Origin of the sequence: Methylobacterium sp. 190mf, assembly GCF_900107945.1 — a bacterium.
Classification (GTDB): domain Bacteria; phylum Pseudomonadota; class Alphaproteobacteria; order Rhizobiales; family Beijerinckiaceae; genus Methylobacterium.
In genome coordinates this window covers 203,287-223,113 of the sequence record NZ_FNVI01000011.1, presented here as the reverse complement: position 1 = coordinate 223,113, position 19,827 = coordinate 203,287, and the positions used below count along the sequence as shown (strand labels likewise).

At 70.9% G+C, this 19,827-nt stretch carries 15 protein-coding genes; 7 read left to right on the top strand and 8 right to left on the bottom strand.

Translation table 11 applies throughout. From position 1 onward, the window contains the following. From C4T42_RS15520 to ybgC, 3 genes are all read left to right on the top strand, one after another. A partial coding sequence (locus C4T42_RS15520) for a Holliday junction DNA helicase RuvB C-terminal domain-containing protein (protein WP_280177391.1) occupies positions 1 to 576 on the top strand: 576 nt, incomplete at its 5' end. A 367-nt stretch (positions 577 to 943) separates the two neighbouring features. Continuing rightward, the gene (locus C4T42_RS15515; protein WP_042669273.1) at positions 944 to 1,669 is read left to right on the top strand and encodes a DUF4142 domain-containing protein; all 726 of its coding nucleotides are present in this window, start codon (positions 944 to 946) and stop codon (positions 1,667 to 1,669) included. Positions 1,670 to 1,759: 90 nt separating this feature from the next. Further along, a complete protein-coding gene (gene ybgC / locus C4T42_RS15510; RefSeq protein WP_042669272.1) occupies positions 1,760 to 2,212 on the top strand; it encodes a tol-pal system-associated acyl-CoA thioesterase in 453 nt (150 codons plus the stop codon). Between the two features lie 3 nt (positions 2,213 to 2,215). On the opposite strand, the gene C4T42_RS15505 is transcribed toward ybgC, so the two are convergent. Beyond that, positions 2,216 to 3,004 (bottom strand): aldolase/citrate lyase family protein, encoded by a 789-nt coding sequence (locus C4T42_RS15505; RefSeq protein ID WP_042669271.1) that lies wholly within the window; start codon positions 3,002 to 3,004, stop codon positions 2,216 to 2,218. 308 nt (positions 3,005 to 3,312) lie between these two features. On the opposite strand from C4T42_RS15505, the gene tolQ reads away from it, so the two are divergent. The 4 genes from tolQ (at position 3,313) to tolB (ending at position 7,245) form a co-directional block, all read left to right on the top strand. Further along, positions 3,313 to 4,029 carry a protein TolQ gene (gene tolQ, locus C4T42_RS15500; protein ID WP_012317751.1) on the top strand — a complete coding sequence of 239 codons (717 nt, stop codon included), beginning with the start codon at positions 3,313 to 3,315 and terminating at the stop codon, positions 4,027 to 4,029. Between the two features lie 27 nt (positions 4,030 to 4,056). After that, the gene (locus C4T42_RS15495) at positions 4,057 to 4,503 is read left to right on the top strand and encodes an ExbD/TolR family protein (RefSeq protein ID WP_020093363.1); all 447 of its coding nucleotides are present in this window, start codon (positions 4,057 to 4,059) and stop codon (positions 4,501 to 4,503) included. Between the two features lie 9 nt (positions 4,504 to 4,512). Continuing rightward, a complete protein-coding gene (tolA, locus tag C4T42_RS15490; RefSeq protein WP_103985367.1) occupies positions 4,513 to 5,841 on the top strand; it encodes a cell envelope integrity protein TolA in 1,329 nt (442 codons plus the stop codon). A 66-nt stretch (positions 5,842 to 5,907) separates the two neighbouring features. Then, positions 5,908 to 7,245 carry a Tol-Pal system beta propeller repeat protein TolB gene (gene tolB, locus C4T42_RS15485; protein WP_103985366.1) on the top strand — a complete coding sequence of 446 codons (1,338 nt, stop codon included), beginning with the start codon at positions 5,908 to 5,910 and terminating at the stop codon, positions 7,243 to 7,245. Between the two features lie 219 nt (positions 7,246 to 7,464). Here tolB and C4T42_RS15480 read toward each other — a convergent pair whose 3' ends face one another. The 7 genes from C4T42_RS15480 to secA form a co-directional block, all read right to left on the bottom strand. Then, complete coding sequence (locus tag C4T42_RS15480; protein WP_042673822.1) at positions 7,465 to 8,697, bottom strand: MFS transporter; 1,233 nt, start codon at positions 8,695 to 8,697, stop codon at positions 7,465 to 7,467. A 37-nt stretch (positions 8,698 to 8,734) separates the two neighbouring features. Then, positions 8,735 to 11,356 carry a PAS domain-containing sensor histidine kinase gene (locus tag C4T42_RS15475; RefSeq protein ID WP_042673821.1) on the bottom strand — a complete coding sequence of 874 codons (2,622 nt, stop codon included), beginning with the start codon at positions 11,354 to 11,356 and terminating at the stop codon, positions 8,735 to 8,737. Positions 11,357 to 11,727: 371 nt separating this feature from the next. Continuing rightward, the gene (gene ahcY, locus C4T42_RS15470) at positions 11,728 to 13,128 is read right to left on the bottom strand and encodes an adenosylhomocysteinase (RefSeq protein ID WP_012317745.1); all 1,401 of its coding nucleotides are present in this window, start codon (positions 13,126 to 13,128) and stop codon (positions 11,728 to 11,730) included. A 158-nt stretch (positions 13,129 to 13,286) separates the two neighbouring features. Next, a complete protein-coding gene (locus C4T42_RS15465; protein WP_020093368.1) occupies positions 13,287 to 13,691 on the bottom strand; it encodes a hypothetical protein in 405 nt (134 codons plus the stop codon). A gap of 307 nt (positions 13,692 to 13,998) precedes the next feature. Then, a complete protein-coding gene (locus C4T42_RS15460; RefSeq protein ID WP_103985365.1) occupies positions 13,999 to 15,942 on the bottom strand; it encodes a KUP/HAK/KT family potassium transporter in 1,944 nt (647 codons plus the stop codon). A gap of 114 nt (positions 15,943 to 16,056) precedes the next feature. After that, the gene (gene bioD / locus C4T42_RS15455; protein ID WP_103985364.1) at positions 16,057 to 16,728 is read right to left on the bottom strand and encodes a dethiobiotin synthase; all 672 of its coding nucleotides are present in this window, start codon (positions 16,726 to 16,728) and stop codon (positions 16,057 to 16,059) included. Positions 16,729 to 16,735: 7 nt separating this feature from the next. Then, positions 16,736 to 19,627: a preprotein translocase subunit SecA gene (gene secA, locus C4T42_RS15450; RefSeq protein ID WP_026604963.1), complete on the bottom strand. Its 2,892-nt coding sequence runs from the start codon at positions 19,625 to 19,627 to the stop codon at positions 16,736 to 16,738. Positions 19,628 to 19,827: the final 200 nt, after the last annotated feature.

The following is a 19,827-nucleotide window of genomic DNA, read 5'->3' as shown; positions in this document are numbered from 1 at the left end:
GGCGCCACGACGCGGGCGGGGCTGCTGACGACGCCGCTGCGCGACCGGTTCGGCATCCCGATCCGGCTGGAGTTCTACGAGATCGACGAGCTGGAGCAGATCGTGGCGCGCGGCGCGCGGGTGCTGGGCCTGGGCATGTCGGCGGAGGGCGCCAACGAGATCGCCCGTCGGGCGCGGGGCACGCCGCGGATCGCCGGTCGGCTCTTGCGGCGGGTGCGGGACTTCGCGGTGGTGGCGGAGGCCGAGACGGTGACGCGGGCGATCGCCGACCGGGCGCTGCAGCTCTTGGACGTGGACGGGGCGGGTCTCGACGTGATGGACCGCAAGTACCTGAGCCTGATCGCGCGCTCGTTCGGGGGCGGGCCGGTGGGGATCGAGACGATCGGGGCGGCGCTGTCGGAGCCGCGGGACGCGATCGAGGACATCATCGAGCCCTACCTGATCCAGCGCGGCTTCGTGCAGCGCACACCCCGCGGACGCGTCCTCACCCGACACGCCTACCGGCACATGCAGATGCCGGAACCGAAGCGCGAGACGCCCGGGCAGTTCGGCTTCTTCGGTGACGGAGAGCCCTGAGGACCGATCAACGCGTCTCCATGCATTGAATTCGGACCAGCATTTCACCGGGCACATGCGCGGATCGCGCGATGCTGCGCGCGGCAGACGGGTGAGTTCCGCGTCGCGATCTCGACAAGTCGCTGCCGTAACAGCCATTTTGTCGATCGTCTCGGAACAATATTGCCAAGCTTAGGCGGGGGTCTCGCCGATCACGTACGTGTAAAAACTCCCGGAGCGCGTGGAACAGCGCTGAAACGCGACAGTTGGGGAGGCGACCGCGCCGGGTCCGCTCGGCGCCGGCAAGGCTGTCCCGATCAGGGTCCTGCCCTCCGATCGCGGCAGATCTTCGCGATCTCAAGAACAACGTCAGGGATAAACTTCCGCCATGAAGAAACTCACGCTCGCCGTGCTCGGCCTGTCCGTCGCCGCCATCTCGGCGCCCGCCTTCGCGCAGGACGCCCTGCCGATCCGCGTGCTGCCCTTCGCCAATCAGGACGGCGTCGGCGCCGCCGCGACCGAGACGCCCGCCTTCCGGGCCGAGGCGCTGCGTTCGGACGCCGCCAGCATCGAGGCGAGCCGGATCGCCCTCCAGCGGTCGCGCAACCCCCGGGTCCGCAACTACGCCAACCGCGTCCTCGTCGAGCGCAAGGCGACCACCGACGCGCTGCTGCCGCCGAACACCTCCCTCACCCGCAACGGCTCGGTGGTCTCCGACAACCAGGGCATCCGCACCGACCTGAGCAACCCGGTCGGCCTGGTGCTGGCGCCGGTGACGGTGGCCGCCAACATCGGCACCGGCATCGTCGGCGGCGCCCTCGGCGCGGTCGGCATCGTCGACAACAGCCCGGCCGAGCCGGGCCGCCGCGTGGCCCTCGGCGAGCGCGGACAAGCGCGTCTGGCGCAGCTCCAGGCGGCCCCGAACGGCCGGGCCTTCGACCGGACCTACATCGACCAGCAGGCCCGCTCGGACGCCCGCACCCTGGCACTCTACGACGCCTACGCCAAGCAGGGCGACAACGCCCAGGGCCGCAAGTTCGCCACCGAGGCCCTGCCCTACATCGCCGACGAGCACGCCCACTCGGCGAGCCTCGCGGCCCGCATCGGCGGCTGAGCGCCGCGCATGGCGTGATCTGCGCGAGGGCCGCCCCAGGGCGGCCCTCGTCGTGTTGCGCCGTCGCACCGCCCGTCGCTAAAGGGGCGCATGAGCGCGATCGAGCCCGCCAGTGACGGACCCGCGGAGGACGGTGCCCCGCCCCACCGGATGGGCGTGCGCGTCTACTACGAGGACACAGACTTCTCCGGCTTCGTCTACCACGCCAGCTACCTGCGCTTCCTCGAGCGCGGCCGCACCGAATTGCTGCGGGAACTCGCCGGCGACCAGTCGGACCTGCACCGCGACGCACGCGGCCTCGTCTTCGTGGTGCGGCGCATGAGCCTCGATTTCCTCCGGCCGGCCCGGATGGACGACCTGCTCACCGTCGTGACCCGCACGCGCGCCCTGCGCGGCGCGTCGATGCAGCTCGCCCAGGACGTCCGACGGGGCGACGAAGTGCTGGTCTCCGCGGAGGTCACGGTTGCCTGCGTGCGGGACGGCCGCGCCGTCCGCCTCCCGGACGCGCTGCGGCGGCGGCTCGCGCCCGGCGAGGCCGCCTAGACCTCAGCCGGCCCGCGCCGGGTCAGCCTCGCAGAGCACCCGCGCGAAGGCGTTGACGATGGTCAGCGCGTCGTACTCGACCGAGACCAGCTGGTAGCCCATCCCGACCATCTCCTGGGCGCGCGCCGGCGACGGCGCGAAGGCGCAGGGAATCTTGCCCGCCGCCCGGGTCTTGCGCGCGATCTCCCCGAGGGCCGCCGTGACCGCCGATCCCAGCGGGTCGATGGCCGCCCCCTTGGACAGGGCGATCGACAGGTCGGCGGGGCCGACCAGGACGCCGTCGATGCCCGGCACGGCGAGGATCGCCTCCAGGTCGGCGATCCCCGCCTCGGTCTCGCACATGGCGATCGTGAGCGCCCGATCGTTGGCGCCCGCGAGGTAGTCCGCGCCGTTCCGGAGCCCCGAGAGCCACATGGCCCGGTCCGGTCCCCAGCTCCGCTGCCCGACCGGCGGGAATTTCGCGGCCGCGGCCAGGGCCTCGGCATCCGCGACGGTGTTGATCATCGGCGCCACGACGCCGGCGGCGCCCGCGTCGAGCATCCGCGAGACCATGGCGAAGTCGCCCACCGGCACGCGCACCAGGGTCGATTTGCCGGCCAGGGCGACCTCGGTGATCGCCGCACACGACGTCTTGTAGTCGTAGGTGCCGTGCTGCTGATCCAGCAGGACGGCGTCGAATCCGGCGCGCGCCAGGAAGCCGGCCAACATCGGGTCGGCGATCATGGACCAGCCCAGGAACCGGGCCGGGCCGGTGGGCAGCAGATCGGGCAGGCTGGGAACGGGGAGGGTCATGCGCGTCCTGCGTATCTCAGGGCTGTCGACTCGGCGCCGTGGGCCGCGACCATACGGGAGGCGCTTTCGGCAGGTCCAGCCCGGACGGCCCGTCGGACGGCGGCACATGCCTCAGGATCGCCCGGATCGAAACCGATCCTTAACCCTGCCGCGCCCTTAACGGAGGCGATGCCACGGCGTGGCGCGGGGGCCGTCGACGGCCCTTACTTTCGACAGATTCGCGGGCGACAGCGTTGATATCGCTCACGGATCCGGCGGACGCGGGCCTCGCCCGGCGCATCGCGATCCGGAGCAGGAGACCTCGACGGATGAACCCAGCCGACGCGATGCAGGCCGCGCCTGTCGCCGACATGACGCTGCTCGGCCTGTTCCTGCAGGCCCACTTCGTCGTGAAGATCGTGATGATCGGGCTGCTCAGCGCCTCCATCTGGTGCTGGTCGATCATCGTCGACAAGACGCTGCTGTTCCGCCGGACCAAGGCCGAGATGGACGCGTTCGAGGACGCGTTCTGGTCCGGCCGCTCCCTGGAGGAGCTGTTCCGCTCGTTCAACGACCGGCCGGCCACGGGCCTCGCCGCCGTCTTCGTCGCCGCCATGCGCGAGTGGAAGCGCAGCTTCGAGGGCTCCGGTCGGCAGATCCAGTCGCTGTCGCAGCGCATCGAGAAGCAGCTCGACGTCACCATCCACCGCGAGGTCGAGCGGCTCGAGTCGCGCCTGCTGTTCCTCGCCTCGATCGGCTCGGCCGGCCCGTATATCGGCCTGTTCGGCACCGTTTGGGGCATCATGACCGCGTTCACCTCGATCGCGGCCTCGAAGAACACCTCGCTCGCGGTCGTCGCCCCCGGCATCGCCGAGGCGCTGTTCGCCACCGCGATCGGCCTGTTCGCCGCGATCCCGGCGGTGCTCGCCTACAACAAGCTCCAGGCCGAGGTTTCCAAGGCGCAGTCGCGGCTGGAGAGCTTCGCCGACGAGTTCTCCGCCATCCTCTCCCGCCAGATCGACGAGCGCCTGCCGCTCGCCGCCTGAACCGGCTGATCCAGAGGAGACCGATCCATGGGCATGGCAGCGGGCGCATCGCAGGGCGGCAAGCGCCGCCGGCGCCGGGGCCGCCGCGGCGGACCCATCAACGAGATCAACATGACGCCGTTCATCGACGTCGTGCTCGTGCTCCTGATCATCTTCATGGTCGCGGCGCCGATGATGACCGTGGGCGTGCCTCTCGACCTGCCGCAATCCAAGGCCTCGCCGCTCAATTCCGACGTGAAGCCGATCACCCTGTCGATCCGCCAGACCGGCCAGGTCTTCCTCGGCGAGGACGAGCTCACAGACGACTCGATCGTGCCGAAGCTCATGGAGACCGCCAAGACCGGGACCGAGGAGCGCGTCTTCGTGCGCGGCGACAAGCGGGTCGATTACGGCCGCGTGGCGCAGGTGATGGCGATCGTGACCGGCGGCGGCTTCAAGAAGGTCGCCCTCGTCACCGAGCCTGAGCATCAGTAGGGCCGTCCCGTGGAGTTCCGCTTCGACCGCAAGGAACCGGGTGTCTGGATCTCCGCCGGCACCCACGTCGCGCTCCTCGCGCTGGCGCTGGTCAGCGTCGCGGCCCCGGCCCTGCCGGAGGCGCAGGAGGGCGTGCCCGTTGAGGTGATCACCGAGAACCAGTTCTCCGAGATCACCAAGGGCGAGCGTCAGGCCGACAAGCCGATGCCGAACGCCACCTCGCGGGCCGACCGCAAGGCCGAGAAGTTCGAGGACCGCGAGCCCGAGAATTCCAAGCAGGACGCGCCGACCGCGCCGACCCGCACGGCCGAGATGAAGCTCGCCAACGCGGACGAGATGCCGCTGCGCGCCGAGCCCGATCCGCAGGAGGCGGCCCAGGCCGCCAAGGCGGCGGAGAAGGCGGCGCAGGAGAAGCGCGACGCCGAGAAGGCTGCCGCCAAGGCGGCCGAGAAAGCGGCCGAGAAGGCCGCCGCGGAGAAGGCTGCCGCCGCCAAGGCCGAGGCGAAGGCCAAGGCCGAGGCGGTCGCGAAGGCCGAGGCCGAGAAGCGCGAGCAGCTCGAGAAGCTGATCGAGAAGCAGGAAGCCGAGGCCGCGGCGGCCGCCCAGAAGGCCGCCGCCGCGAAGAAGGCCGAAGCGGCCAAGGAAGCGGCCAAGAAGGCCGCTGACGCGAAGGCCAAGGCCGAAGCGGAAGCCGAGCGCCAGAAGGAGATCGCGGAGGCCAAGGCCGAAGCCGAGCGCGAGAAGGCCGAGGCCGCCGCCAAGGCGAGAGCCGAGGCCGCGAAGGCGGAGGCCGCCGCCAAAGCCGAGGCCGCCGCGAAGGCCAAGGCCAAGGCCATGGCGGACGCGAAGGCCAAGGCCGACGCCGAGGCCAAGGCGCGCAAGCAGGCCGAACTCGCCGACAAGTTCAACGCCGGCGACATCCGCTCGATGCTCGCCTCGAAGGCGCCGTCACAGTCGACCGGCGCCACCGGCCACGCGGTGCAGAAGGTGGCGGCGCTCGGCGCGGCGACCGGCAACGCGCAGCGCCTCTCGCCGTCGCTGCGCGACGCCCTGGTCGGCCTGCTCCAGCAGCAGATCGAGCGCTGCTACTCGGCGCCGCCCGGCGCGGCCCAGGGCGTGGTCCTGCCGGTGCTCGACATCCGCCTGAACCCGAACGGCTCGCTCAGCACGGAGCCGCGGATCATGCGCGGCGGATCCAGCTCGGTCGACCAGTCGATCGCGCAGGCCGCGCTCCGGGCGGTCCGCCGCTGCGCGCCGTACAACATTCCGGCCACCTACGCGCCGTACTACAACGACTGGAAGGCCATCAACGCGGAGTTCGAGTTCACGGCGACCTGAGGTCTTCCAGCCAGTGTCCCGCCGTCCCCGCGTTCCCGTCTGATCGTCACTCGGATCCGACCCACCATGCTGCACCTCCCCTCCGTCGGGCGCCTCCCGACGTCCTTCGCCGCGCGCCTGATCGCGGTCTTCACCCTGCTGACGGCCGTCCTGGCGGGGCCGGCCCAGGCGCAGCTGCAGCTGCGCATCGGCGGCGGCAACTTCCAGCCGATGCCCATCGCCATCGCGGATTTCGGCGGCGACCCGAGCCTCGCGGGCCTCGTCTCCGGCGTGGTCACCAACGACCTGCGCCGCTCCGGCTACTTCACGCCGCTCGACCACGCCCGCTTCCCCGAGCAGCCGAACTTCGACGCCGCGCCGAACTTCGAGAAGTGGCGCGCCACCGGCGTGCAGGGCCTCGTCACCGGCCGGGTCGTCCGCGAGGGCGGCCGGGTCAAGGTCGAGTTCCGGCTCTGGGACGTGACCAACGGGCAGCAGATGACCGGCCAGCAATACGGCACCGACGCCGCCAACGTCCGGCGCACCGGCCACCTGATCGCCGACGGGGTCTACACCAAGATCACCGGCCTCGGACCCTGGTTCGACAGCCGCATCGCCTTCGTGGACGAGACCGGCCCCAAGGAGAACCGCCGCAAGCGCCTGATGGTCATGGACCAGGACGGCGCCAATGTCCGGGCGATCACCACCGGCGAGATGTCGATCGTGGCGCCGCGCTACTCGCCGGCCACGCAGGACATCGCCTTCATGGCCCAGGCCACCGGCCACCAGCCGCGGGTGCAGATGATCAACCTGGAGACCGGCTCCCGCCAGGCGCTCGGCAACGTCGATTCGATGAGCGCGAGCCCGCGCTTCTCGCCGGACGGCCGCAAGATCGTGATGAGCGTCCAGCAGGGCGGCAACGCCGACATCGTCACGATGGACCTCGCCTCGAAGGCCCAGCGCTCGATCACCAACGGCATGGCGATCGACACCTCGCCGACCTACTCGCCGGACGGGTCGCAGATCGCCTTCGAGTCCGACCGCGGCGGCTCCCAGCAGGTCTACGTGATGGGGGCGGACGGCTCGAACCCGCACCGGATCACCTTCGGCCCTGGCTCGGCCTCGCAGCCGGCCTTCTCGCCCCGGGGCGACCTGATCGCCTACACCCGCCAGCGCAACGGCGGCTTCGCCATCTGCGTCTCGAAGCCCGACGGCTCCGGCGAGCGCGTGCTCACCGAGGGCTTCCACAACGAGGGCCCGACCTTCGCGCCGAACGGCCAGTACGTGCTGTTCTTCCGCGATCCGGGCGGCCAGGGCGGCGGCAAGCTGTTCATGGTCGACATCACCGGCAAGGTGGAGCAGCCGGTCCCGACGCCCGCCTACGCGTCCGACCCGACCTGGTCGCCGCTGCTGTCGGGCCGCTGAGCCCGTCGCGGAGCCCGGCTCACGGGGCGGGCTCCGGGGCCGTTCCCGATTCTGGTGCAACGGTTCGGCAGGACGGCAGGTCCGGTCGAGAGAGCTGCGCCTTACCCCTCCCCCACACGGGAGAGGGGACCCGCGTTTCGTGCGGCGTCGGCTCGCGGAGCCACGATCGCCACGGCCGTCATCCGGGACGCGTCGCGTCCCGAGCCGCGCGACGGCGCGCTAGCCCTGCACCATCAGCCGGTCGCGGGCCCTCAGCGCCGGGAAGAGCCTGCCCCAGAGCAGCGCGACCCCGACCGTCGCGGCGCCGCCGACCACCACCGCCGGGACCGCGCCGATCGCGGCGGCGAGCAGCCCTGATTCGAACTCGCCGAGCTCGTTCGAGGCGCCGATGAACACCGTGTTCACCGCCGAGACGCGGCCGCGCATCGCGTCCGGCGTCTCGCCCTGCACGAAGGTCTGGCGCACGTAGACCGAGATCATGTCGGCGGCGCCCGTGACGAACAGGCAGGCCATCGACAGCGGCAGCGACGTTGACAGCCCGAACGCGACCGTGGCGGCCCCGAACACGGCGGCGGCGCGGAGCATGCGCACGCCCGCGTGGCGCCGCAGGGGGTAGTTCGCCAGCAGCACCGCCATGGCGACAGCCCCGAAGGCCGGCATGCTCCGGAGCGCGCCGAGGCCGAGCGGGCCGACGTGCAAGACCTCCGCGGCGTAGATCGGCAGCAGCGCCGTGGCGCCGCCGAGCAGCACCGTGAACAGGTCGAGGCTGATCGCCCCGAGCACCACCGGCTGGGAGCGGATGTAGTCGATCCCGGCCGAGAGCGCCGCCCAGGTGATCGGCGGCCGCTCGCTCACCGCCGCCGGCCGGTAGCGGATCAGCAGGGTCAGGACGCTGGCCAGGGCGAAGCTGCCCCCTGCCCCACCGAACACGACGGCGGGTCCGAGGGCGTAGAGGAAGCCGCCGAGCGCCGGCCCCATCACCGACGCGCTCTGCCAGAGGGACGCGTTCCACGCGATCGCCGAGCCGAAAAGCGGCCCGGGCACCAGGGTCGGGAGCAGCGCCTGCAGGGCCGGGTTGGCGAAGGCCCGGGCCGTGCCGACGACGATGACCAGGGCGTAGATCGGCCAGACGGAGTGCACGCCCGCGAGGGCGCAGGCGAGGAGGCCGAGGCTCGCCGCGCTCTGGAGCGCGAAGGCGGCGGCGCCGACGAGGCGCCGGTCGTAGGCGTCGGCGACGTGGCCGGTGATCAGCGCGCACAGCACCGCCGGCAGGAAGCCCGCGAGGCCCACGAGTCCCAGCGCCAGGGCGGAATGGGTCAGGTCGTAGACGTACCAGCCGATCGCCACCGCCTGCATCTGGTAGGCGAGGCCCGTGAGGAACCGGGCCGAGCCGAACAGGCGGAAGTCGCCGATGCCGAAGACGGCCCAGCCGGAACGATCATGAGCGGACATGCCTCCTGCTGCGCGGGACCGGCCGCGGAATCAAGCGCTACGGTGACGTTCGCCGGTCGGATGTCGGCGGCTCCGGCCTGCTCGACTGCAGCGTCAGGGTCGGCTTGCGCGGCGGCGGCGGCGGCGGCGGAGGAGGAGGCGGAGGCGGCGACAGGACGGGGGGCTCGGGTTCGAGCGGCGGCGCGCGCCGGCCCTCGCCCGCGAGGTCGGTGGGAAACGTGCAGGTGACGCGGGTGCCGCTGCCCGGCGCGGTCTCCAGCTGCACCCGTCCCCCGTGCAGCTCGACGAAGGAGCGCACGATCGACAGGCCGAGGCCGACGCCCCGGTGGCGGGTTCCGAGGGTGTGGCTCTCGAAGCGGTTGAACACCGAATCGGCGATCTCGGGGGGCATGCCTCGACCGTGGTCGCGCACGCTGAGGAGAAGCTCCTGAGCGGTCCGGCGGGCATGGACCTCCACGCGCTGGCCGGCATCCGAGAAGCCGACGGCGTTCGAGAGCAGGTTGAACAGGATCTGGCGCACCCGCTTCCCGTCGGCGTGGACGCTGCCGATATCCTCCGGCACGTCGAGGGCGAGGGTGATGTGCGATTCGGCGAGCCGGTCCTCGATGCCGCGGACGGCGGCCTCGACGGTGGCCTGGACGTCGACCTCCTCCCGCTGCAGCTCCAGCGAGCCGGCGTCGATCGAGGCGAGGTCGAGGATGTCGTTGATGATGACGAGCAGCGCCGCCGAGGAGCGCATGATGTGGTCGGAATACTCGCGCTGGCGCTCGTTGAGCGCGCCGACGGTCTCGTCGCCGAGAAGCTGGGTGAAGCCGATGATGTTGGTGAGCGGGGAGCGCAGCTCGTAGGAGACGTGGTGCACGAAGGTGTCGCGCAGCTGCGCGGCCTTCTCCAGGGCATCGTTCTTCTCGGTGAGCGCCCGCTCGACGTTCACACTCGCCGTGACGTCGATCAGGGTCAGGAGCGTCGCGCCCTCCGGAAGCGGCTGCGCGGCGCAGTCGAGGACGGTGCCGTCGACCACCTCGAGGCGGCACGTCCGGGCGGTGCGCGATTCGAGGCCGACCACCGCGTCGCGGATGTCGAGCCACGGCTCCTCGACGGGGGCGAGCGCCCGGCAGGCGGCGATCACCGCGTCCACGTGCGGGCGCTCCTCGATCATCTCCGGGTCGAGCCGCCACACGGTGAAGAAGGCGCGGTTGGCAAGGGACAGGCGCCCGTCCGCGCCGAACACGGCCACCGGCTCGGCCAGCGTGTCCAGGGTCTCGGCCTGCAGGCGGCGCAGGGCGTTGTAGCGGGACTCGGCGTTCAGGCGGTCGGAGACGTCGTCGAACAGGTAGGTCAGGCCGCCCTGCGGGTTCGGGTCCGCGACCACGCGCAGGGTCCGGCCGTCGGGCAGGTACCACCAGGTCTGGTTCGCCTCCGCGGCCCGGTAGGCGGACAGCACGCCCTGCTTCCAGCCGCGGAAATCCGCGTGCTCCTCGAGCTTCCGCTCCGCCCGCAGGTGGTCGAGGATCTCGCCGTCGGAGGGCCGGCCGTCGAGGAAGGCCTGATCGAGGTCCCAGAGCTGCCGGTAGGCGGCGTTGTGGAAGATCAGCCGCTGCGACACGTCGAACATCGCGACCGCGGTCGGCAGCTGGTCCAGGGTCCGCACGTTGGCGTTCATCTGCCGCTGCAGGTCGGCGCGGACGCTCTCGAGTTCCGACACGTCGATGGCGATGCCGACGCGGCCGGTCTCCAGCCCGGTCTCGAATACGTCGAGCATCCGCCGGTTCCCGGCCACGATGGCCGAGAGGCGCGGGACGCTCCGGGTCAGGCCGGCGAACCGGGCCGCCTCCTCGCGGGCGATCGTCTCGCGGGCCGGCCGGTCGAACAGCTCCAGTCCGGCATCGAGGGCGGCCTCGCGGCTCTCCGCCTCGACCGCCGCCACGTAGGCGGCGTTGACCCAGCTCAGACCACCGTCGCGGTTGCGCCGCCAGACCGGCTGGGGGATCGCGTCGAGGAGCCCCGACAGGGCCGACAGTCCGCGGCGGGTCTCGTCCAGGGTCGCGCGCAGGTCGGCGATCTCGCAGCGCTCCTGGCTGGTCTCGCGCAGGCGTAGGAGCGCCCGCCCCGCCACGGCCTGCCCGTGGGCCTCGATGTTGCGGCCGGTCTGGGTCCGCAGGCTCAGCGCGAAGCTGGTGCCGCGCGCCCGCAGGGTCTCCACGGCGGTCTCGACGGCGGCCGCGTCCGCGGCGACGAGCCACGTGCCGAAGGCCAGGACGCGGCGGGCGTAGCCGGAGGTCGGCCGCTCGCCGTGGATCGCGAGGCTGATGTCGCCCTCGACCACCGGCTCGCTGCGATGATCCCAGGTGACGATGATCTGCCGCTCGGCGTTGAGGAGCATCTCGGCCCGGTCATGGGCGCCGCGCAGGACGTCGAGGGTCGCGGCGAGCTCGCGCTCGCGGCGGGTCCACCGGCCGCGCTCGTAGAGGTGGAGGAGCGACAGGATCACCGCGAAGGCGACGAGGCCGCCGAAGATCGCCAGGGCGGCCACGCTGTGGATCTCCCGCGCGGGATGCGCGGCGGCGGCCTCCGGCAGCTCGGCGAAGGCCGCGCTCGCCGTCGTCAGCGCGAGCGCGCCCACGCCGATCCGAACGTGTGTCGCACGACCGACACCCATGGTTTGCCCCGCCCCCGTACCCGATGGCTGTCCGACCGGCGCGCGTCGCCGCGCGGCGCAGAAGGCACCGTTCCCGCGGCGATTCTCCCGAACCGCCGCAGCCCCATCGATCTAAGATTCGCCCGCACTCTAGGTGCGGCGGAATCGCCCCGGAAGGGGAACGAAGCGTGGCTTTGGGCAAAGTCGGCATAATCAGCCGTTAACGACACACAGAAGACACAGTTCGATTCGGCCGTCTGCGCTTGACAAACGAGAAGGCCCGGCGCAGCGCGCCGGGCCTCCAAATCTCTCCACCGCGCCGCGTCGCCGGATCGCGGCGGTGCGGTGCCGGCCCCGGAGACGAGGCCGCCCGCGCCACCGGCGATGCGGGCTCAGTAGCGGTAGTGCTCGGGCTTGAACGGGCCGCTCTCGGAGACGCCGATATAGGCGGCCTGATCGGGGCGGAGCTTCGAGAGCTTCACACCGATCTTCTCCAGATGCAGGGCGGCGACCTTCTCGTCGAGGGTCTTCGGCAGGGTGTAGACCTGCTTCTGGTACTTGCCCGGGTTGGACCAGAGCTCGATCTGGGCCAGCGTCTGGTTGGTGAACGAGGCCGACATCACGAAGGACGGGTGACCGGTGGCGTTGCCGAGGTTCACCAGGCGGCCCTCCGACAGGAGGATGATGCGGTGGCCGTCCGCGAAGGTGATCTCGTCCACCTGCGGCTTGATGTTCGACCACTTGAGGTTCTTCAGGCCGGCGACCTGAATCTCGTTGTCGAAGTGGCCGATGTTGCAGACGATCGCCCGGTCCTTCATCGCCCGCATGTGGTCGATGGTGATGATGTCCTTGTTGCCGGTGGCGGTGACGAAGATGTCGGCGCGCGGGGCCGCATCCTCCATGGTCACGACCTCGTAGCCCTCCATCGCGGCCTGGAGCGCGCAGATCGGGTCGATCTCCGACACGAGCACGCGGCAGCCGGCGTTGCGCAGGGACGCGGCCGAACCCTTGCCCACGTCGCCGAAGCCCGCGACCATCGCGACCTTGCCGGCCATCATCACGTCGGTGCCGCGGCGGATGCCGTCGACCAGCGACTCCTTGCAGCCGTACAGGTTGTCGAACTTCGACTTGGTGACCGAGTCGTTCACGTTGATCGCCGGGAAGAGCAGCTTGCCCTCCTTGGCCAGCACGTAGAGGCGGTGGACGCCCGTGGTGGTCTCCTCGGAGACGCCCTTGATGCTGTCGGCGAGGCCGGCGAACCAGCCCTTCGGCTTCTCGGCGAGCTTGCGCTTGAGGAGCGCGAAGAAGACCTCCTCCTCCTCGCTGGCCGGCTTGTCGAGGAACGCGGTGTCGCCGTTCTCGGCGCGCAGGCCGAGATGGACGAACATGGTCGCGTCGCCGCCGTCGTCGAGGATCATGTTCGGCATGCCGCCGTCGTGCCAGTCGAACAGGCGCGAGGTGTAGTCCCAGTACTCCTCCAGGGTCTCGCCCTTCACGGCGAAGACCGGGATGCCGGCGGCCGCGATGGCGGCGGCGGCGTGGTCCTGGGTCGAGTAGATGTTGCACGAGACCCAGCGGATGTCGGCGCCGAGCGCCTTCAGGGTCTCGATCAGCACGGCGGTCTGGATCGTCATGTGCAGCGAGCCGGCGATCTTCGCGCCCTTCAGGGGCTGCGCGGCGCCGTACTCCTCGCGGACCGCCATCAGGCCCGGCATCTCCGTCTCGGCGATCGAGATCTCCTTCCGGCCGTAATCGGCCAGCCCGATATCCTTGACGATGTAATCCTTGGCCATGAGTCGATGGCTCCGTGTTCGCGTTGCGGGTCGGGGCAACCCCCTACCACCGCGCGGCCTACGAAGCAATCAAGACATAAAGATGTCTTTATGCGTTCTGATCGGCGGGGCGGCCGCGCGAACGCCCGCCCCGCTCCGGATCAGGTCCCGTCCGCCGCTCAGCGGGTCGGCCGCGCCAGCCACCCGAGGCCGAACGCGACGGCGGCCACCAGGGCGAGGGTCGTGCCGCGGTTCTCGTCCGCGCGCGCCGCGAGGGTGCGCCCGTGGCGCACGGCGCGGTCGCGGTAGTGCTGGCCGCGCTCGAGCGCCTCGTCCGCCAGGGCGTGCCCGCGCTCGCTGGCGTCGCGGAACCGGGCGCGCCCCTCCTCGACGAGGTGCTCGCCGCCGTGGCGCAGGTCGCGGACCGTATCCCGGGCTTCGCCGTAGGCGTACTGGGCGGCGCCGGCGGCCTGATCGTAGGCGCCGTCGAGCTGGTCGACGGCCCGGCCGCGCACCGCGCCCGCCGCCGTCTTGATCCGGCCGCGCAGATGGCGAACGCCGCCCTCGAGATGATCCCTGTTCATGCTGTCTCTCCATTCCGGCGCGCGCCCCGGGGGCGCGACGCCTGCGTCGGGGCGGAACGACGGCGGAAGGCTACGGTTCCCTGAGGGGCGGCGGAGCGGCCTCAAGTTTCCGTGCATCGGCGAGCCGGCGCTGGAAACAGGTCCGGACCGGCGCAGCGTCCAGGGACGCCGCGGCGTCAATCGCCGGGATCAGATCGAGGCACATCGCGGCCGGGCGGGTGGTCCGATCTCTGCGCACGACTCGGCCTGTTCTGGACCGCGCCGCCGCGGTGACTTGCCGGGCGGCGGGAATGTCTCGGGCCGGGGCCTAGATCTCGATCTCGGTGCCGACCTCGACGACCTGTCGGGTCGGCACGCCGAAGAAGGCGCCGGTGCGCTCGGCGTTGCGCTGCATGAAGGCGAACAGGTTCTCCCGCCAGGGCGCCATGCCGCGCTTGTCCCGTCGCGGGATGATCGTCTCGTGCCCGACGAAGACGGTCATGTCGTCGAGGACGTTCGGCGGCAGGTGGCGCGATTCCACCGCGCAGGCCAGCCCCTCGGGGATCGAGGCCTCCTCCATGAAGCCGTAGCGGAGGATCACCCGGTAGAAATCCGGCGCCAGGATCGTCACGTGGGCGCGCCGGTCCCGCGGGACGGTGGGCGTCTCCTCGTAGAGCGCCGTGATGATCAGGATGCGCTCCATCAGGGCGTGGTTGCGCTCGACGAAGCGCGAGAGATGCAGCGGGATGCCGTGCTCGGCCGCCGAGAGGAACGCGGCCGTGCCCGGCAGCCGCAGCAGGTCACGGTGCTGGAGACCGCCGAGGAAGACGTCCTCCGGCAGGCGCAGGGCGGCCCTCGCCTCCTCGACCAGCTCGTTTCCCTTCTTCCAGGTCAGCATCATCGCGGCGACGAGCCCGGCGAGCACCAGGGGAAACCAGCCGCCCTCGAGGATCTTCACGCTGTTGGCGGCGAAGAATACGAGGTCGATGGCGAGGAAGAAGCCGTTGACCGCGAAGACCAGGATCGGGTTGTAGCCCCAGCGGAGCGCGATCAGCGCGGCGAGCAGCGTGGTGATGCCCATCAGCATCGAGACCGCGATGCCGTAGGCGCCGGCCAGGGCGTCGGAGGAGCCGAAGACCACCACGGCCGTCAGGGTCGCCACGGCGAGCAGCCAGTTCACCGCCGGCACGTAGATCTGGCCGCGCTCCTCGTGCGCCGTCTGGACGATGCGCATGGCCGGCAGGAAGCCGAGCTGGACCGATTGCTGGGTCAGGGAGAACACGCCCGAGATGATCGCCTGCGAGGCGATGATGGTCGCCATCGTGGCGAGCGCGACCAGGGGCAGATGGCCCCAGTCGGGGCTGAGGCGGAAGAACGGGTTCTCCAGGGCGTCGGGCGCGGCGATCAGCAGGGCGCCCTGGCCGAAATAGTTGAGCACCAGCGCCGGCAGGACCAGCGCGAACCACGCGATGCGGATCGGCAGGGCGCCGAAATGGCCGAGATCGGCGTACATCGCCTCGCCGCCGGTCACTGCCAGGAAGGCCGCGCCGAGCATCGCGAAGCTGACGTGCCAGCCGGCATGGAGCATGAAATCGACGGCCCGGAACGGGTTGGCCGCCGCCAGGATCTCGGGCTTGGCGACGATCCCGGCGATCCCGAGGAGCCCGAGGACGACGAACCAGACGAGCATGACCGGTCCGAACACCCGGCCGATGGCGGCCACGCCCTTGTGCTGGACCAGGAACAGACCGACCAGGATCACCAGCGTGATCGGCACGACGTACGGCCCGAGTGACGGCGCGTCGACCTTCAGGCCCTCGATCGCCGAGAGCACCGAGATCGCCGGCGTGATCGCGCCGTCGCCGTAGAGCAGCGCCGCGCCGACCAGCCCGACCACCAGGAGCAGCGCCTTCCACGTGCCCGGCCTGGCCTGACGGGCGCCGAGCAGCGCCAGCATGGCGACGATGCCGCCCTCACCGCGGTTGTCGGCGCGCAGGATCAGCACCGCGTATTTCAGCGACACGATCAGGATCAGCGACCACAGGATCAGCGACACCGCGCCGGTGGCCGCCGCCGGCACCGAGGCGCCGCCGGCGGTCGCCGCCTTCACCGCCTCCTTGAACGCGTAGAGCGGGCTCGTCCCGATGTCGCCGTACACGACGCCCAGCGCGCCGAAGACGAGGGCCGGCCGGAGCCTGTCGCGCGCCGCTCCCGCGTCGACCGCGCCGGTCTCGGATCGGGGACTCGCCGCCGGGGCAAGGGTCTGGCTCACCGCAGGATTCCCCCACGGCGCCACCCGGCCTCGACCATCCGGGCGCCGGGCGCGACGCCGTGGCGGTAAAGCTAGGGGCCACGGCCGCGCCGTCCAGCGACGCTGTCGCGGCATTCAGATCGAGCCGGTCAGCTCCTCCGGGCAGGCGTCGCCACGGCGCAGACAGAACACGGGCGCGCCGGCATGACGGGCGATGGCCGCGGCCACGGTCGCGGCGGGCGCCGGCGCGCCCAGGCTCTCGCTGACCACCACCGCGCGCAGCGGCACATCGTGGAGCCGCAGGGTCTCGCAGGCCGTGAGCGCGTGGCTGATCGCCCCGAGATAGCTCCCCGAGACGAGGAGCGCCGGGACGCCGAGCGCGCGGAGCCAGTCCAGGCCGGTGGCGGCCTCGGTGGCCGGGCTCATGAGCCCGCCGACACCCTCGATCAGCAGCGTGTCCTGGGTGCGGGCGATCTCAGCCCGGCACCAGCCGACGAGGTCGGCGAGGTCCAGGGTGCGCCCCTCCAGCACGGCGGCCTGATCCGGCGAGAGCGGTGCCGCGAACCGCCAGGGCGAGCAGGCCTCCACGGCCTCCTCGTCCAGGGCGAGCCCCTGCGCGTCCAGCAGCCGGGCGGTGTCGCTCTCGACGAAGCCGGGATCGCTGAGCGGCGGGACACCGCTGGCGAGGGGCTTCACCGTCCGGACCGCCCGACCCTGCGCCCGCAGGCGGCGCGTCAGGGCGGCGGTGACGTAGGTCTTGCCGATCTCGGTCCCGGCCCCGGCGATGAACAGCGCCCGCGCGGGCATCCCCGCCTCAGGCCTGGAGGCTGCCGTGGCAGTGCTTGTACTTCTTGCCCGAGCCGCACGGGCACGGCTCGTTGCGGCCGACGCGGCCCCAGGTGGCGGCGTCGGTCGGGTCGCGCTCCAGCACGGCGCCGTCCGCCGCGAGGCCCTGGGCGGCGAAGCCGTAGGCCGGCCCCCCGCCGCCGTCGCTGCCCGAGCCGAGGCCGGCGTAGTCCATCTCGTTCTCGCCGGTGACCGGGTCGAGATGCTGGGCGAACATCGGCGGCAGCGCCGGACCGCCGGGCGGGTACTCCTCCTGCGGCTCCTGCATCATGATCTCGACCCGCGAGAGCTGCGCGGTCACCTGCTCGCGCAGGGCGGTCACGAGACCGTTGAACAGGTCGAAGGCCTCGGACTTGTACTCGTTCAGCGGGTCCCGCTGGGCGAAGCCGCGCCAGCCGATCACCTGCCGGAGGTGGTCCAGCGTCACGAGGTGCTCGCGCCAGAGATGGTCGAGCGTCTGCAGGAGGACCTGCTTCTCGATATAGGCCGTGACCTCGGCGCCGTTCTTCTCGGTCCGCTCGGCGTAGGCGGTCTCGGCCGCCTTGAGCAGGCGCTCGCGCATCTCCTCGTCGGCGATGCCCTCCTCCTTGGCCCAGTCCTCGACCGGCACGTCGAGGTTTAGGATCTCCTTCACCTGCTCGCGCAGGCCGGCGACGTCCCACTGCTCGGCGTAGGCGTTCTCCGGGATATGGCGGGCGACGAGGTCGTCGATCACGCCCTCGCGCATCTCGTCCACGGTCTCGCGGACGCTGTCCTGGCCCATGAAGTCGCGGCGCTGCTCGAACACGACCTTGCGCTGGTCGTTCATGACGTTGTCATACTTGAGCACGTTCTTGCGCATGTCGAAGTTGCGCGCCTCGACCTTCTGCTGCGCCTTCTCGATGGCCTTGTTGATCCAGGGGTGGATGATCGCCTCGCCCTGCTCCAGGCCGAGCTTCTGCAGCATCCCGTCCATGCGGTCGGAGCCGAAGATGCGCATCAGGTCGTCCTGAAGCGACAGGTAGAACTTCGAGCGGCCGGGATCGCCCTGGCGCCCGGAGCGGCCGCGGAGCTGGTTGTCGATGCGCCGCGATTCGTGACGCTCGGTGCCGATGATGTAGAGGCCGCCGGGCAGCGCCTTCTTGCGGCCCGCCTCCGGATCGGCCGGCTCGCCCGAGGCCAGCACCTTGGTGCGGTTCTCGGCGATCTCCGCCTTGATCGCCGCGATGGCGGCGTCGCGCTCCGGACCGTCGGCGAGGTGGCCCAGCTCCTTCTCGATCCGCATCTCGAGGTTGCCGCCGAGTTTGATGTCGGTGCCGCGGCCGGCCATGTTGGTGGCGATGGTGATCGCGCCCGGCACGCCGGCCTCGGCCACGATGTAGGCCTCCTGCTCGTGGAAGCGGGCGTTGAGCACGGCGAAGCGCTTGGTCACCCGGCCCTCGCGGGCGGCGGCGTAGACGTCGGTCAGCGCGTTCGGGTCGGAGTAGTCGAGCAGGCTGTAGCCGGCCTTCTTGAGCATCTCGGCGAGGTGCTCCGACTTCTCGATCGAGCCGGTGCCGACCAGGATCGGCTGGTGGCGCGCATGCGCCTTGTCGATCTCGGCGATGATGCCCTCGTACTTCTCGCCGACGGTCCGGTAGACCTCGTCGTCCTCGTCGACGCGCTCGACTTCCTTGTTGGTCGGGATGTCGACCACATCGAGTTTGTAGATCTCGGCGAACTCGTCGGCCTCGGTCGAGGCGGTTCCGGTCATGCCGGCGAGCTTCTTGTAGAGGCGGAAGTAGTTCTGGAAGGTGATCGAGGCGAGCGTCTGGTTCTCGGGCTGAATCGTGACCCGCTCCTTGGCCTCCAGCGCCTGGTGCAGGCCTTCCGAGTAGCGTCGGCCCTGCATCATGCGGCCCGTGAACTCGTCGATGATCACCACTTCGTCGTTCTTGACGATGTAGTCCTTGTCGCGGGTGAACAGCGTGTGGGCGCGCAGGGCCTGGTTCACGTGGTGGACCAGCGTGACGTTGTGGGCGTCGTAGAGGTCGCCCTCCTTCAGGAGGCCGGCCTCGCGCATCGCCTCCTCGATGAACTCGTTGCCCTCCTCGGTCAGCGAGACCGTGCGCTGCTTCTCGTCGAGGTCGTAGAACTCCTTGCGCAGGCGCGGCATCAGCGCGTCGACCGCCACGTAGAGTTCCGACCGGTCATCCACCGGCCCTGAGATGATCAGCGGCGTGCGTGCCTCGTCGATCAGGATCGAATCGACCTCGTCGACGATCGCGAAGTTGTGCCCGCGCTGTGCCAGCTGGGACAGCTCGTACTTCATGTTGTCGCGCAGGTAGTCGAAGCCGTACTCGTTGTTGGTGCCGTAGGTGATGTCGCAGGCGTAGGCCTCCTTGCGCTGCGCATCGTCGAGCCCGTGCACGATCGTGCCGACGGAGAGGCCCAGGAACCGGTAGACCTGACCCATCCACTCGGCGTCGCGCGAGGCGAGGTAGTCGTTCACGGTGACGACGTGGACGCCCTTGCCCTCCAGGGCGTTGAGGTAGACCGGCAGCGTCGCCACCAGGGTCTTGCCCTCGCCGGTCTTCATCTCGGCGATGCCGCCCTCGTGGAGCACCATGCCGCCGATGAGCTGCACGTCGAAGTGGCGCTGGCCGAAGACGCGCTTGGCCGCCTCGCGCACCGTAGCGAAGGCCGGCACGAGGATGTCGTCGAGGCTCTTGCCGTTGGCGAGTTCGGCCTTCAGCATGTCGGTGCGGGCGCGCAGGGCCTCGTCCGAGAGGGCCTGGATCTCCGGTTCCAGCGCATTGATCTGCGCGACGCGCGGGCGGTAGCCCTTGACGCGGCGGTCGTTCGAGGAGCCGAAAATCTTCTTGGCGATGGAGCCGAGCATCATAGACCTGCGGACGCGCGAGCCCGCCCACGGGTAAGCGTGGCGGGCCGGCCTGGACGGAGTTGGCCGGGCTTATAGAGGTAAACATCGCCCGGCGCACCTGGAAGGGGCAGCCCTCAACGCATGCCGGTACGGTCACGGTTCCGGCACCGGTGAAATGGCCGCGCTTGCCTTCTCGCCCGACGCGGGCCACCTGTGCC

Excerpts from the sequence above, each read along its gene's own strand:
- C4T42_RS15465 (WP_020093368.1), bottom strand. The coding sequence starts at position 13,691 with ATGAACAGGGATCATCTCGAGGGCGGCGTTCGCCATCTGCGCGGCCGG.
- C4T42_RS15475 (WP_042673821.1), bottom strand. The coding sequence starts at position 11,356 with ATGGGTGTCGGTCGTGCGACACACGTTCGGATCGGCGTGGGCGCGCTC.
- tolQ (WP_012317751.1), top strand. The coding sequence starts at position 3,313 with ATGAACCCAGCCGACGCGATGCAGGCCGCGCCTGTCGCCGACATGACG.
- tolB (WP_103985366.1), top strand. The coding sequence starts at position 5,908 with ATGCTGCACCTCCCCTCCGTCGGGCGCCTCCCGACGTCCTTCGCCGCG.
- ahcY (WP_012317745.1), bottom strand. The coding sequence starts at position 13,128 with ATGGCCAAGGATTACATCGTCAAGGATATCGGGCTGGCCGATTACGGC.
- ybgC (WP_042669272.1), top strand. The coding sequence starts at position 1,760 with ATGAGCGCGATCGAGCCCGCCAGTGACGGACCCGCGGAGGACGGTGCC.
- bioD (WP_103985364.1), bottom strand. The coding sequence starts at position 16,728 with ATGCCCGCGCGGGCGCTGTTCATCGCCGGGGCCGGGACCGAGATCGGC.
- C4T42_RS15495 (WP_020093363.1), top strand. The coding sequence starts at position 4,057 with ATGGGCATGGCAGCGGGCGCATCGCAGGGCGGCAAGCGCCGCCGGCGC.
- C4T42_RS15505 (WP_042669271.1), bottom strand. The coding sequence starts at position 3,004 with ATGACCCTCCCCGTTCCCAGCCTGCCCGATCTGCTGCCCACCGGCCCG.
- secA (WP_026604963.1), bottom strand. The coding sequence starts at position 19,627 with ATGCTCGGCTCCATCGCCAAGAAGATTTTCGGCTCCTCGAACGACCGC.
- C4T42_RS15480 (WP_042673822.1), bottom strand. The coding sequence starts at position 8,697 with ATGTCCGCTCATGATCGTTCCGGCTGGGCCGTCTTCGGCATCGGCGAC.
- C4T42_RS15515 (WP_042669273.1), top strand. The coding sequence starts at position 944 with ATGAAGAAACTCACGCTCGCCGTGCTCGGCCTGTCCGTCGCCGCCATC.